This window comes from Asticcacaulis solisilvae (genome assembly GCF_052327315.1).
GTDB lineage: Bacteria > Pseudomonadota > Alphaproteobacteria > Caulobacterales > Caulobacteraceae > Asticcacaulis > Asticcacaulis solisilvae_B.
This window is the reverse complement of record NZ_CP166196.1, coordinates 745,340-759,539: the sequence shown is the minus strand read 5'-3', so window position 1 is coordinate 759,539 and position 14,200 is coordinate 745,340. Positions and strand designations below refer to the sequence as shown.

The following is a 14,200-nucleotide window of genomic DNA, read 5'->3' as shown; positions in this document are numbered from 1 at the left end:
ATTAACTATAACCCCGTCCGTGCCGCGAACCGCGGCCGCATGGAGAGTATGGATTGTTGGGATCGAACAAAAGCTGGGGCTGTAGACCCGCCGCGATCCTGCCTTTCGTCTAAGCGCCCCTCCGGCGCTGCGGCGAGGCAGGCATGCCACGGCCGCACCCCTTTCTGAAAACCGAATGGGACATGGCGACAGGCGCGACCGCGCGCCTGCGCCGCAAAGACGAAGATAAGACAATGACCGAACATGAAATCGTCCGGAGCGTCCTGCTCCGGATCGCGCGGGATGCTGCGCCGACGGCGCCGCTGGCGCAAAAACTGATGACCTGGGGCCATGCCAACGCGGCGTGGCTGCTGGGCAAGGCGCCTGACGTGCCCGAAAAGCCCGTCAAGCCCGGCAACAAGGACACCCGCCAGCTGGCCAAAAAGCTTGCGCGGCGCCTCGCCAAGGCTCGCGCCGGGACGCCCGGCCAAACCGGCTGGGCCGAATTCGTCGCGCGCCTTGAAGCCGCACCGGCGCCCGAAGAGCCGCGTCCGCACGTACTCGACCTGGCCGACGAACTGGGGCGCCTGCTCAACCTGGCCGCCTTCGACGCCCGCCTGCTGGCGCTGATGATCGCGTGCGACCGCCTGCCCCGCCTGTCCGGCCTGCTGAACAGCGTGAGCGACGAGATGCGCAACCTGCCTGCCATCCTCGGTGAGCTGGCCGGCGCTGTCCCGCTGGAAGCCGATCCGCGCGTCCGGTCAAGCGAGGCGCTGAAGCTGGGGCTCATCGCCTTCGGACAACGCTTCCGGTCCGACAATGCCGTGGAAATCCGCTGGCCGCTGGCCCGCGTGCTCGACCGGAATCCGAGCTTAAGCGAATTCGCCGACCTGCTGGCCGGCCAGCGTCAGCTGCCCAATCTGGAGATGGCCGACTTCGCCCACGTGCCCGACGCCGACTTTCTGGTGCGCCTGCTCCAGGGGGCGGCCCGGGAACGCGCGCACGGCGTCAACATCCTGATCCACGGCCCGCCCGGCACCGGCAAGTCAGAACTGGCGCGGACCCTGGCCGCGGCGGCGGCTTGCCCGCTGCACGGGGTCGCGGAGGCCGACGAGGACGGCGAAGAGCCGTCACGCTACGACCGCGTCCTGGCGCTGCAATTGTCGCAGCGGGTATTGGGCGACCGCACCGGCTCCGTGATGCTGTTCGACGAGATGGAGGACCTGATCGGCAACGCCCAGCGTTCGCGCGGCGACTGGTTTTCGGAACGCGAAGGCAGCAAGGTCTTCGTCAACCGGCTGCTGGAAACCAATGCGACGCCGGTCATCTGGGTGACCAACGCCGTCGGCAATATCGACGACGCCATCCTCAGGCGGATGAGCTTCATCCTGAAGCTCGACCTGCCGCCGCGCAAGGCGGCCTACCGCATCCTCGACCGCATCGTGCGCGATGAGGGCGGGCAACCGACCGAGGCCATCGGCCGGCTGATCGACCAGGCGCCGCAGACCTCGAGCGTCCTGCGCGTGGCGGTGCGGGCGGCGCGGCTGGCCGGGGAAGCCGACTGCGGCGCGCGGGCGGCGACCTCGCTGGTGCGGGCACTGCGCGGCGGAGAGCTGCCGATGCCCGGTCCCGGCGAGATCGACTTCGCGCTCTACGAAGCCGACCGGCCGCTCGATGCCCTGTTCGATACGATCAGGGACGCGGGCGCGCTCGACGTCTCCCTGCTGCTGACCGGTCCGCCGGGCACCGGCAAGACGGCGCTGGCGCACCACCTCGCGCGCGTGCTCGACCGGCCCTTGCTGGTCAGGCGGGCGTCCGACCTGCTGTCCAAGTGGGTCGGCGATACCGAGAAGAACATCGCGGAGGCGTTCGAGGAGGCGCGGCGGCAGGAAGGCGTGTTGCTGTTCGACGAGGCGGACTCCCTGCTGTTCGACCGCACGCGGGCGCGGGCCTCGTGGGAAGTCGGTCAGGTCAACGAGATGCTGACCTGGCTGGACCGGCATCCCCTGCCGGTCGTGGCGGCGACCAACCATCCGGGCCAGCTCGATCCGGCGACCCTGCGCCGGTTCGTCTTCAAGCTCGACCTGGCGCCGCTGGGGCCGGAAAAGCTGAAGCGCGCTTTCGAGCACTTCTTCGCTATGGAGGCGCCGGCGGGGCTGGGGGCCCTGCGCAACCTGACGCCCGGCGACTTCGCCGTCGTGGCGCGTCAGCTGCGCCATGCCCCGGCGAAGGACGCGCAGGCCGTTCTAGAGCGCCTGCGCGACGAAAGCCGCGTCAAGCCGGAGACGGGGGTGAAGATCGGGTTCTGATCTTCACCTCCCTTCCCGGACATTTCCTCACAGAACGGCGGGAAACGGCCGGAATTTACCGTTGCAATCCCGCACAGGCCGAAGATTATGGCGCGGACCTACATCCGGGGGATTTTCCGTGCCGCACCGTGACTTCAAGACGACTCTGGCGACCGCCATCGGCCTGACCGCCCTTGCCGCGCTGGCCCTCAGTGCCGGACCGGCAGGCGCCAGCGGCGACTACGGCCTGCCCAGGGTCTATGCGCTGATCCAGGACACCGACTTCGAAAACAACGTGCCCTTTTTCGCACCATCCAACGACAGCCGCGCCAATCTTATGATGCTGCTGGCCGATGCCGGCCTGACGCGTCCCCGGCTGCCGGTTTCGGATGCCGCCGCCGCGCCGGCCAAGCCCGACGCCTACGCCGCGCAGACGCCGCTCGATCTCGACACCTTCGCCGCCGTCTTCAACGACAAGGCCACCGCGGCGGACGACGGCTCAGACTTTGCCGACGGCCAGGGCGACCGCTGCCGCAGCAACGCCGCCGGCGGCGACGCCTATCTCGCCGCCCTGAAGGCAAGCGACGTGCCCCAGGCGGAAAAGACGCTGCTGACCGATGCGCGCAATGCGCTTCTTTCGTCGTGCGCCGCCGGGACGCGGACGGTCCTGAACCTTCAGCCCGCCGCCATCAAGTCGGCCCTGGGCAAGGATTTCGCCACCTATCTGTTCGCCGCCGCCGACTTCTACTACGGCGACTTCGTCAATGCGCGCCGGGGCTTCGGCGGCCTCCAGCAAAGCCGCCAGGCCTGGCTCAAGGAGGCGTCGCACTACATGGTCGCCCGCGCCGACATAAACGCGGCCCAGGCCAGCGCCTTCGGCGACTACGGCGAACTGACGCTCAAGGCCGTCCAGGCCAAGGCGCTGACGGACGCGGGCACCGAGTTCAAAGCCTATCTCAACGACTATCCGCGCGGCGCCTATGTCGCGTCGGCCCGCGGCCTGCTGCGCCGCGTGGCCTGGCTGGGCGGCGACAACACGCAGCTGGCCGAGGCCTTCGGCGCGGTCTTCGCCCAGCCCGACGCCCGGCTGCGCAACGTTTCGGCGGTCGATCTGGCCTATGAGGCCGACAACAAGCTGCTTGCCGGCGCCAAGCCCGGCGACATCCACGAGCCGCACCTGCTCTTCACCTACGACATGATGCAGATGCGGCGCATGGACGGTAAACCCGCTCCGCTCAGCCGCGCCGACCTCGAAGCCCAGCGGCCGCTGTTCGCCAAACAGCCGGAACTCTACGATTACCTGCTCGCGGCCTATGCCTTCTACGACGAGGACAATGCCGCCGCTGCGCTGAAGATCCTCAATGCCAAGGCGGCGGGGCCGCACATGTCTTTCGTGCAGTTCAGCGAACAGGTCCTGAAGGGCCTGGCGCTGGAGGCCACGCACAATCCCGCCGCCCGCACGCAGTGGCTTAACCTGATCCCGCTGGCCGAGCCGGTCGTCCAGCGCCCGGCCGTCGAGCTGGCCCTGGCCGAAAACTACGAACGCGCCGGCACGCTGGCCCCGGTCTTCGCGGCCGGCTCGCCGGTCCGCGATCCGAATTACCGCGCCCTGCTGCTGACCTATTCGGCCGGCCCGGACCTGCTCAGGCAGCGCGCTACAGCCAACGACGCCGCCGATTTCGAGCGCCGGCTGTCGCTGTACGTCCTGCTCTACAAAGAGCTGACGCGCGGCCGCTACCAGCCCTTCCTCGACGATCTGCGCCTGATGCCCGCCAATCCGCCAAAGGCCGATGCGTCAGAGTCTGTCGGCATCCGCTACGAAGGCATCACGCCCGCCCTGGAGAATTTCAGCTGGCCCGGCACCGGCAAGACGGACGACTTTGCTTGCCCGTCGATCAAGGCGATCGCGACCGCCCTGGCGCACGACGCCCACGACGAACGCAGCCTGATCTGCCTGGGTGAATTCCAGCGCCTCAACAATTACGACAACGTCCTGCGCAACGAACCGCCGCAGCCGACGCCGGCCAACGTCTCAAAGCCTCTGCCGGAGCTGACCGGCCTGGCCCCGGCCCAGTTCCCCGGCATCGGCATTTCGCGGCTGGATATCTACAAGACGATCATCGCCGACGCCAAGGCGCCGTCCGACGTGCGCGCCTATGCGCTGTATCGCGCGGTCAACTGCTGGGCGCCGAGCGCCTACAACAGCTGCGACACCAGCGATGCGCCGCAAAGCCAGCGCAAGGCGTGGTTCCATGAGCTCAAGACCCGCTATGCCACGACAGGTTGGGCGCAGGGCCTGAAATACTACTGGTAACGCGTTTTACCCGGATGCGTAACCTCGCGGCTTGCGTTCGATTGGTATTCAAAATATTGGATATGTCATGCCCTATGGGCAGCCTGTACATAACCAAAAGGGAATTCCAGATGCGCAAATCGCGGCGCCTGTCCTTGGCCCTGAGCGCGACGCTGTTTGCGTTCGCCGTTCCTGCGACGGCGCAGACCCTGCCCGCCATCTTCCCCGCACCTGTGTCGGCCAGGCTGACCGGCGGGGATATCGCGCTCGGCAAGACGGTCGTGCTGGTGCAGGCCGGCGCGACCGATGCCGAGACAGAGGCTCTGGTGCGCAGCGTCCTGACCGCCGCAGGTGTGGCGCAGATCCGTACCGCCAGCCCCATCCCGACACGGCTCGACGCCACCTATGTCGTGCTGGGCGCCGGAGACGCGCCGCTGATCAGGGGCGCGCTGGCCCGCACCGGCACGGTGGCGCCGACGCACGACGAAGGCTATGTGCTGACCAGCATCGCTGCCGACGACGGCGCGCTGATCGTGCTGGCCGGCAAGGATGCCGACGGCCTCTTCCACGCCGCCCAGACCCTGCGCCAGGTGGTCACCGGTCGCGAAATCCCCTCGCTGTCCATCGCCGACTATCCCGCCATGCCGGTGCGCGGCACGATCGAAGGCTTCTACGGCAAGCACTGGTCGATGGCCGAGCGCATCTCGCATATCGGCTTCCTGGCCGGGCTGAAGGCCAACACCTATATATACAGCCCCAAGGACGAGCCGTTCGCCCGCGACCGCTGGCGCGAGGATTATCCCGCCGAGACGCTGAAAGACCTGGGCACAGTCGTCGACGCCGCCAACCGCCAGCATATCAACTTCGTCTACGCGATCTCGCCCGGCCCTTCGATCTGCTATTCCGACCCGGCCGATCTCGAAGCCATCCGCCGCAAGTTCAAGGCCTTGCGCGGCATCGGCGTGCACAGCTTCTATGTGGCGCTCGACGATATCGAATATACCAAATGGAACTGCGCCGGCGACGAAGCCGCCTTCGGCGCGCCGGGCGAACAGGCCGCGGCCACCGCCCAGGCGAAACTGCTCAATGCGGTGGAGGCCGATTTGGTCGCGGCGGGCGATCGCGGATCGCTGACCATGGTGCCGACCGAATATTACAACACCACCGAAAGCCCGTACAAGGCGGCGCTGCGCGCGAACCTCGACCCGCGCGTCGTGGTGCAGTGGACCGGCACGGACGTCGTGCCGTCGTCGATTTCGGTCAAGGATGCCCGCAACGCCACCAGGGCCTTCGGGCGCAAGACGCTGCTGTGGGACAATTATCCGGTCAACGACTATCGCGAATCGGCCGGCCGCCTGCTGATGGCGCCTTACGAACATCGCGAAGGCGGCCTGTCGCAGGAACTGAGCGGCATCGTCTCCAATCCGATGAACCAGGAGGCCGCCAGCCGTCCGGCCGTGATGGGCATCGTCGCCTTTGCCTGGAACGACACCGGCTATGACGCCGCGCTGACGTGGCGCGCCGCCGCCCGCTATATGGCGAACGGCGATCCGCGCGTGACGGCGGCCCTGTTGACCTTCTTCGATACCCAGCACCTGGCGCCGACCTTCGGCGGCCAGCCCTGGCAGCCCCAGGCGCCGCACCTCAAGGCGGTGATCGACCACGCGCGTGAGGCGCTGGCGTCGGGCGATGCGGCGGCACGGCGGGATGCCTTGAAGGCCCTTTCCCGCGCCGCCGACGATCTCGCCGCCGCGCCGGACCTGATCCGTGCCGGCGTGACCGTACCGGGCTTTGTCGATGAAGCCAGGCCGTGGCTCGATGCGACGCAGCTGTGGGGCCGGTCGCTGAAACTGACGGCCAGCGGGCTGGATGCTGCGCTGGATGGCCACGGCGGCACGGCCACCCGCCTGTTCGCCGAGGCCGGAGGCCTTGCCGCCCAGGCCGCCGCGATCCATTCGATCCCGGGCGCGGTCCGCGTCGACGGCCCGATCAAGGTGGCCGACGGCGTCCTCGACTCCTTCATTCAGGACGCGCCAGGCCTGGTCTATGTCGCAAAAAATTAGACCGGAACGACTGTGGTCATTCCGGCCCAGGTTGGCGTCGCTTAACGGGAGAGGCGACGGATTATTTCGCGGCGGCTGTCCAGCCATCGAAGAAGACCGCGTGGATGTGTCCGATATCCGGCTTGCCGGTCCATTTGATGCCGATATCGCTGTGCGCGCCGCCGGGGCCTGACGATCCGCTTTCGAAGAAGCGCGAATCCTGGGGCTGGAACTTCGCCGTCTTTGAGCCGTCACGCGCCGTGCCGCCCATCTCGGTCCAGTGGTCGTTGCGGATATGGGCGTCCATATAGTCGTCTATGAACGAGGCCTGCCCGACCGCGTTCGGGTCGGCATAGCGGCCGTCGGCAAAGGTCGTGGTCGGATGCCACGGCCGGCCGAGCGCGACCGAACCATCCGGCACGCCCGCCTCGCGCGTCAGGCGCGAACGGTAGATGACGATGCCGATCTCCTGCGCCAGCGGCGTCGAAGGCGCCGTGACGAAGGACTGGAATTCGCCGGTGACGAAGGGCGTGGCGCGGCGGCGGCTCTCGATCGTGCTGTCTTCGATCAGCACCTCGCCATTGCCGAAGATGAAGTCGATATTGCCCGAGATGAAGCTCTTGCGGATCAGCACGCGCTTGCCGTTGGCAAACAAAGTGTCCTGGTTGCCGATCAGCGAGGTGTTGAGCAGCCTGACGCGGTCGCTGTGGATGTCGGCCAGGAAGGCGACGCCCTGCGAATTGGAAATCTTCTTCGGATCACCGGCCGGCAGGACGTCATTGGCCAGGAAGTCGTAGCTGTTTTCGATCGTCACGCCGGAGATGTCGATTTCGTCGGCATCGACCGTCACCGTGGCCGAACCCGGCGTACCCCAGTTGCTGCGGTGATAATGGCCGGCCGTCTGGGCGACTTCGTTGAATTCGATGCGCGTCGTGTCGGCGCCGTGTCCGACCACCCTGGTTTTCGGACGGCTGATGGTCAGCTTTTCATGATAGTGGCCAGGCGCGACATCGACCGTGACCCATGTCCCGCTGTCGTCCTTTGCCGAGGCGTCGAGCGCCGCCTGGATGGTGGGGAAGCAGCGCGCTTGTGAGCCGCACTCGGCCCTGACCGAGTAGCCGGCGGCGTGGGCCGTGCCGGCGGCCGCGACCAGGGCCGTAGCGGCCAGGAACATCCGGAGTTTCATTTGCGGGCCTCAATCTGGAGGAAGGCGTCGACACGGTCGACGATCTGGCTGAGCCAGGGTTCGAACAGCCAGATATCATGCGGCGCGTTCTGGAAGGCGAAGAATTCGTAACGGGTGCCGGACCGGGCCAATGCATCGCGCACCTCGTCGCTGCCCGCGGTAAAGCGCACCAGCCCGCTGCTCAGGATCAGGGTCGGCGGAGCCGCCTGTGAAATATGCGTGACGGCGCTGGCCTGCTTCCACAGGCGCGGCGCCTGTTCGTACGATCCGCCCAGCCATTGCGCGGCGGGCGACTTCGGCCCGGCGGCGTTTTCGTAATGCAGCGCCATCGGCGTGGTGAAGTCGAGCACACCGTCGAGATCGACCAGGGCGTTGACGCTTGTGTCATCGGCCGGACTGGATTTGTAGAGGGCTTCGGGCGCGCTATAGGCCAGAAGCGACGCCATCTGGCCGCCGGACGAGGCGCCGCCCAGCGCCAGCTTGTCTTTCGGGATGCCGAACTCGTCGGCGTGGGACTTCACCCAGACAATGGCGTCGTCGACATCGACGAGGCCTGCCGGATAGCGCGCCTCGGGCGCCAGCCGGTATTCGGGCAGGAAGACGGCGTAGCCGCGCTGTGCCAGCAGGTTGGCCAGGGCGTAGAAGTGCGACTTCGACCCCGACCGCCAGGCGCCGCCATGGACCAGGACGATGCCCTGATGTTTCGCAATACCGGGCGGCGGCAGGAAGATATCGATGCGCAGTTCGCGCGCGCCGATCGTCTTGTAGCGCCGGTCGAACAGGACCTGCTGCCCGGCCTGGAAGGTCGAGACCGGCAGGGCGATGCCGGGATAGTGGTCCTTGTAGCCCGCCCACCGCTGCGAGATCGTGTAGGAGTCGTCGACCGCCCGCAGCCCGGCCGGGGCCGAGTTGCACGCGCCGAGGGCTGTCAAAGCCAGGGCCAGAGCAAGCGTAAGATGCGCAAAAGCTTTCATATCGTCACCGGGACCGTCCCTCCGCCGTCGATCGGCGGAGGGACTCCCTATCCTAGTTCCGATAGCGGATACCGACCAGCCACTGGGCGCCGGTATGGGTATATTCCCGCGTCAGGTCCATGGTGCCGGTATCGCCGGTGCCGTAGATGCGCTCGACCTCGTCGGTAATGTTGATGCCTTCGAAGGTCAGGGTGATGTTCCGGTTGAGATCGTAGTGCGCGGCGAAGTCGACATGGGTCGGGCCGTACTTGCGTTCCTGAACATGGCCGTTGCCGCCCGGTTCGCTCAGCAGGTAGTCGTCGCGCTTGTTGACCGAGAAGCGGACGCCGTATTTCGGCGTGTCGTAATAGAGTGTGGCATTGTACGAATTCGGCGACAGGCCGGTGGAATCCTTGGCCGAGACGTGGGTGAAGTTCGACGCCACGCCCAGGTTCGACCACCGCCCCGGCAGGAAGGTGAAGCCCTGGTTGTAGGTCAGCTCGAAGCCCTTGACCGTATTGCCGCTGTCGTCATTGACCGGAATGGTGAAGGTATAGGGCACCTTGGCCGGGTCGGCATTGTAGGACGGATCGTATTTCGGGTCGGCATAGATGGCCGGCCAGAAGGACGGATCGATCATCTTGCTGACGACCTCGGTCTTCAGCGAACGCACGATGTCCTTGTTGAACAGGCCGACCGAGACCAGGCCTTCCTTGCCGAAATACCATTCGACGCTCAGGTCGGTGTCGTTCGATTCGTAGGGCTTGAGCGCCGGGTTGCCGATATTGCCGACCGTGCGCGTCGTATAGCCGAACTGCGGCCCGGCGATGTTGAGCGAGCTGAGCCCCGGGCGCGTCATGCTGCGGCCGACCGAGAAACGGGCGACCACGTCGTCGCGCACGTCGAGCGCCAGGTTCAGCGACGGCAGGTAGTTGTCGTAGCTGTTCTTCTGCTTGACGGGCGTGCCGGCGACCACGGCCTCCGAGGTGACATTGGTCTTGACGTAACGGATGCCGGTGTTCGAGCGCAGGCGCATGCCGGCGACCGTGTATTCGCTGTTGATTTCGACATAGCCGCCATAGGTTTCCTCACCGACGCGCCAGCCCAGCGACGGATCGATGACATAGGCGGTCGACACCAGGCCCGACTTCGAAATGGCGTCGAAGTCGATCACCGGGAAGGGCTGCAGCGTCGCGCCGCCGTCGAGGCCGCTGCCGAAATCGGCATAGGGAAAGGCCTTGAGATAGGCGCTCGGCACGAAGGACGGGAAGTTGCCATTGCCCTGGTCGAACGTGACCTTGCGGTCGTTGTAGCTCAGGCCCGCCTTGATCGAGACGCTTTCGTCCCGCCAGGTCGCATCGATCTTGGACGTGACATTGTCCTTGTTGTCGTGATTGATCTGGTTGGCCGCGGTCAGGGCGTTGACGTAGTTGCTGACATTGTTCGGATCGTACGAGCCGAAGCTGATCACCGGAACGTACGGATTGCCGCTGGCCGTGTAGTCGTACGAATAGAAGTGCGGGATCGAACGGCTGTAGAAGCGCAGCTCGGTGCGGTTGGCATGGTCGGAGGCTGTACCCGCCATGGCCTCGATCGTCAGCTTGTCGCCCAGGCGGAAGCGGCCCGACAGCGCCAGCTGGTTGAAGTTCGAATTCGACTTCTGGTGCCGGCTTTCATACCACGAGGTGACGTTGTCGAAGGTCGCTGCCTCGATCGTCGTGCCGTCGGCGCCGACGGTGAAAGACAGCGGCGTCTGGCCGGTATAGTTGCCGGGCGCGCCGTGGGTCAGCAGCCATTCCATCGAGTTGGCGCTGTAGCGGTCGTTGAGCAGGTTCGAATGCAGGGCATCGAGCGTGATCAGGACGTTTTCGTTCGGCTTGTACTGGATCGAGCCGGTAAAGCCGACGCGCTTCTGGTCGTTGCCGAACCAGTCGGCGCGCGGCAGGCGCGGCGCCCACAGGCAGTTCAGCGCATCGGCGGCGCCGCAATAGTCGGACGGCGTGCCCTTGACCACCGTGCCCGCGTCGTACCATGTGTCACCGTTCTGGTAGGGCGAGGTCCAGCGCACGCTGGAATAGCCTTCCTGGTGGACGGTGCGGTTGGCGATGGCGGCCGAAAACAGCACGCCCAGCTTGCCGCCCAGGAAGGTGTCGCTGACCAGGAAGGCCAGGCGCGGATCGTTCTTCTTGGTCAGCGAATTGTAGTCGTCCTGCGCGTTGAGCGACAGGGTGAAGCCCTTGTAGTCGAAGGGCCGGCCCGAATAGAGGTCGACCGTGCCGGCAATGCCGCCTTCTTCGGTCGAGGCCTTCTGCGTCTTCTGCACGTCGATGCGGTTGAACAGCTCGGCGGCGAACAGGTGGAAGTCGAAGGCGCGGCCGGCGTTCAGCGTCACGCCGCCGGAATCGAGGCCGTCGGAACTGGCCGGAACCTCCATGCCGTTCAGCGTGGTGCGGGTGAAGTCGGGCGAAAAGCCGCGCAGGGTGATGTTGCGCCCCTCGCCGCCTTCGCGCGTCATGGCGACGCCCGGGATGCGCTGGATCGATTCCGCCAGGTTGGTGTCGGGCATCTTGCCGATGTCCTCGGCGACGATGCTTTCGACGATGTTCGGGGCGCGGCGCTTGATGTCGCGCGCCTTGATCAGCGCGCCGCGCGTGCCCTTGACCACGACCTCGGCGCTTTCGACAGGGGCAGGATCGGCCGCCGTCGCGGCGGGCGCGGCCGAGGCGGCGTCGGCAGTGGACACCGTTTCCAGACTGGCCTTCATCAGGATGACGGCGCCGTTCGATTGGGTAACCGGTGTCAGGCTTGTACCCGCCAACAGGCGGCGCAAGCCGGTCTGCACGGGCATGGTGCCCTGGACGGCCGCGGTCGTCTGGCCGAGCGCCAGCTTCTCCGGCACGACGATCTGCATGTCGGCCTGCTGGGCGAATTGCGGGATGCCGGACTGGGCCGGCTGGGCCGGGATGTTGAACGTCTTCACCTGAGCTTGAGCGGGCATGGCCGAGGCCAGAAGCATCGTCGTGCCGACAAGGCAGAGGGGACCGCCAAGGCGGCCCATGTACGGGGTTTTCACTGTCTTCCTCCTGCTGGCGATCGTGCGCCTTATAAAGGACCTTTCGTGGCCCTCTATTTAGGAGGATGGCCGGGGATGGCGGTTCCGTAACAAAACCGTCAATTTTTTTTACCGATATAGATCGTCTTGTCGACATGGCGGATGTCGGCATCGAAGGCCACCGCAATGGCGTTGGAAAAACCTTCCGGATCGTCGGCGTTGAACCGTCCCAGCAGATGCTCCCCCGCCAGTTCCGGATCCTGGATGACGATCTTGGTCTGGTTGTAGCGGTTATATTCGGCCGCCGCCGCGCCCAGCGACTGCCCGGTCAGCGCGATCTGTCCTTCCCGCCAGGCCAGCGCGTCCTCGATCGCCTGGGGCGCATGGTCGCGCGTGACGTGGCCCTGCGGTGTCAGCACGGCGGTGTCGCCGGCATTGAGCCAGATGGCCGGCTTGTCGCCGTCCTCCAGCCACGCCTTGACCGTGCCTTCGGTCACCTGGACCTCGGTGCCTGTGTCGAGCCGGCGCACGGAAAAAGCCGTGCCGACGGCCTGGACGCGCGCCAGCCCGGCCATGACGACGAAGGGCCGCTTCTTGTTCCTGGCCACCTTGAACCAGGCTTCGCCGCGCACCAGGTCGACGACGCGATGCGTCGCGGTCATGTCGACCTGGATGGCGCTGTCGGTATTGATGGTGGCGATCGAGCCGTCGCTCATCGGCATGCGGCGGATTTCGCCGACCGCCGTCGCCGCCTTGTCGTTGCGCCGCCCGATGAAAAACCCGGCCAGCCCCGCCGCCGACAGGCCCGAAGCCGCGCCCGACGCGATCAGCAGGTCGCGGCGCGACAGCCTGACGGGCAGGAACGGCTTTTTCGTCTCCCGGTGTACGCCCGCGCCGAGCGCCTGGGCGCGGTCGAGCGACGACAGCGTCGCCTGGGCGCGCAACAGCGCCCCGCGCCGGCGCGGATCACCGGCCAGCCAGTCGCGCAACTGCGCGTCGTCCCCGGCGCTTAAGGGCCGGTCCTTCATCGCCCACACGGCGGCGGCGGCTTCGATCTGTTCGCTAGTTTCGCTGGATGCCGGCATCGCGCCCTGCCTCCTTCCGGGATCGTGAGCGGCTGTCGTCCGAAGCGATGGCCCGCATGATGAGCCTCAGGCCTTTGGCGGCGTCGTTCTCGATGGTCGTTTCGCTAAGTCCCAGAATACGCGCGATCTCCTTTTGAGGCAGGCCTTCGACCCGGCGCATGACGAAGATGCGCCGGCAGCGGTCCGGCAGGGACGAGATGAGGGTTTGCAGGCGCGCCAGTTCGGCGCGCCCGGATATGATCTGTTCGGGGGACGGATCGTCGCTGGACATGTCGAAGCGTTCGATCTCGTCCATGCTCTCCATATGGACGATGCGGGCCCGCCTGAGGTGCGCCAGGGCGATATTCTTGGCCACCGTCAGGAAGTAGGCGCGCGGCGACAGGATATGGTCAACGCTGGTCAGCGAAGACAGCTTGCAATAGGATTCCTGGATGATGTCCTCGACATCGTCGCGCGATATGCGCGCACGGCGAAGACACGCCCGCACATGGCCTTCATGCGGCAGTATCTGCGAACCGACCCAGTCGATAATATGGCGAGGTGCCGCGTCCATCGTATCCTTCTCAAAGACAGGATGCCCGGCAAAGGCGTTTCCGTAAATATTTCCGGAAAAAACGCCGGCTTATTTCAGGTCCCACAGGTTCACCGGGCCGGCGGCGTAGCGAAAACCGCTGAAACGCGCCGCCGCCCCCTCCCCGTCCGGGGACTGGGCGGCAAAGCCGACGCGGAAGCCGTCGGGGGACTCGAGATTGAACTTGCGCACGATCTGCCAGGTCTTGCCGTCCTTCGAGGCGTAGAAGAACAGCACGGTCTTGTCCTTCGCGACCTTCAGCCAGGCCGAGGTCCCGCCGACCGGAAACGAGGTGACGTCGTCCGACAGGTCGCGCGTCACCACCGAGATGACGGAGAAGCCGCCGCCGTCCTGCGCCTCCAGGCACAGCTTGGCCCAGTGAGTCGCCGTGCCCTGGAGCGCGATGCAGCCGGCGTCGAAGGTCTTGTGCGCCGTGACGTCGACCTGCGTGCTCAAGCTGAAGTCGCCATCGGTCCTGAACAGCAGGCGCGGCGCCGAATCGGCGTGATAGCCGCCGCCCGGCCACTGGAACCAGTCGGTCTTCCTACCCGCCACGATGGTCAGGCCTGCGTCCGATGCCGTCCAGCCCGGCGTTTCATTCTGCCATTCGGCCGGCGCGGGCAGGCCGATCAGGTGCGGGGTTTCGGCACGTGCCGTGGCGCCGGCGCAGGCAAGGACAGTCATCGCAAGCATCAGGGAACGGACGGCGGACGTGCGGATCATGGAGCGGGCCTTTGTACCGGCGGAGGAG

9 protein-coding genes are annotated in these 14,200 nt (G+C 66.3%); 3 read left to right on the top strand and 6 right to left on the bottom strand.

The window, feature by feature from the left end; translation table 11 throughout:
• Positions 1–233 precede the first annotated feature (233 nt).
• The 3 genes from AB8717_RS03455 to AB8717_RS03445 all read left to right on the top strand — a co-directional run bounded on the left by AB8717_RS03455 (position 234) and on the right by AB8717_RS03445 (position 6,623).
• Positions 234–2,288: an AAA family ATPase gene (locus AB8717_RS03455; protein ID WP_443749638.1), complete on the top strand. Its 2,055-nt coding sequence runs from the start codon at positions 234–236 to the stop codon at positions 2,286–2,288.
• 118 nt (positions 2,289–2,406) lie between these two features.
• Complete coding sequence (locus AB8717_RS03450; protein ID WP_443749637.1) at positions 2,407–4,581, top strand: hypothetical protein; 2,175 nt, start codon at positions 2,407–2,409, stop codon at positions 4,579–4,581.
• A 110-nt stretch (positions 4,582–4,691) separates the two neighbouring features.
• Entirely contained in the window at positions 4,692–6,623 is a 1,932-nt protein-coding gene (locus AB8717_RS03445; protein WP_443749636.1) for a beta-N-acetylglucosaminidase domain-containing protein, read from the top strand.
• A 61-nt stretch (positions 6,624–6,684) separates the two neighbouring features.
• Here the strand turns inward: AB8717_RS03445 and AB8717_RS03440 are convergent, their stop codons facing one another.
• The 6 genes from AB8717_RS03440 to AB8717_RS03415 all read right to left on the bottom strand — a co-directional run bounded on the left by AB8717_RS03440 (position 6,685) and on the right by AB8717_RS03415 (position 14,172).
• The gene (locus tag AB8717_RS03440) at positions 6,685–7,788 is read right to left on the bottom strand and encodes a pectinesterase family protein (RefSeq protein WP_443749635.1); all 1,104 of its coding nucleotides are present in this window, start codon (positions 7,786–7,788) and stop codon (positions 6,685–6,687) included.
• Entirely contained in the window at positions 7,785–8,762 is a 978-nt protein-coding gene (locus AB8717_RS03435) for an alpha/beta fold hydrolase (protein ID WP_443749634.1), read from the bottom strand. The genes AB8717_RS03440 and AB8717_RS03435 overlap by 4 nt, the downstream gene beginning before the upstream one ends.
• A gap of 52 nt (positions 8,763–8,814) precedes the next feature.
• On the bottom strand, positions 8,815–11,814 hold the full coding sequence (locus AB8717_RS03430) for a TonB-dependent receptor (protein WP_443749633.1): 3,000 nt from the start codon (positions 11,812–11,814) through the stop codon (positions 8,815–8,817).
• A gap of 98 nt (positions 11,815–11,912) precedes the next feature.
• A complete protein-coding gene (locus AB8717_RS03425; protein ID WP_443749632.1) occupies positions 11,913–12,878 on the bottom strand; it encodes a FecR family protein in 966 nt (321 codons plus the stop codon).
• Complete coding sequence (locus AB8717_RS03420; protein ID WP_443749631.1) at positions 12,856–13,431, bottom strand: RNA polymerase sigma factor; 576 nt, start codon at positions 13,429–13,431, stop codon at positions 12,856–12,858. Before AB8717_RS03420 ends, AB8717_RS03425 begins: the two co-directional genes overlap by 23 nt.
• Positions 13,432–13,500: 69 nt before the next feature.
• Complete coding sequence (locus tag AB8717_RS03415) at positions 13,501–14,172, bottom strand: DUF1349 domain-containing protein (RefSeq protein WP_443749630.1); 672 nt, start codon at positions 14,170–14,172, stop codon at positions 13,501–13,503.
• Positions 14,173–14,200: the final 28 nt, after the last annotated feature.

What these genes read in the sequence shown, in the direction of transcription:
- AB8717_RS03435 (WP_443749634.1), bottom strand. Translation starts at nt 8,762, where the DNA reads ATGAAAGCTTTTGCGCATCTTACGCTTGCTCTGGCCCTGGCTTTGACA.
- AB8717_RS03415 (WP_443749630.1), bottom strand. Translation starts at nt 14,172, where the DNA reads ATGATCCGCACGTCCGCCGTCCGTTCCCTGATGCTTGCGATGACTGTC.
- AB8717_RS03425 (WP_443749632.1), bottom strand. Translation starts at nt 12,878, where the DNA reads ATGCCGGCATCCAGCGAAACTAGCGAACAGATCGAAGCCGCCGCCGCC.
- AB8717_RS03455 (WP_443749638.1), top strand. Translation starts at nt 234, where the DNA reads ATGACCGAACATGAAATCGTCCGGAGCGTCCTGCTCCGGATCGCGCGG.
- AB8717_RS03445 (WP_443749636.1), top strand. Translation starts at nt 4,692, where the DNA reads ATGCGCAAATCGCGGCGCCTGTCCTTGGCCCTGAGCGCGACGCTGTTT.
- AB8717_RS03420 (WP_443749631.1), bottom strand. Translation starts at nt 13,431, where the DNA reads ATGGACGCGGCACCTCGCCATATTATCGACTGGGTCGGTTCGCAGATA.
- AB8717_RS03440 (WP_443749635.1), bottom strand. Translation starts at nt 7,788, where the DNA reads ATGAAACTCCGGATGTTCCTGGCCGCTACGGCCCTGGTCGCGGCCGCC.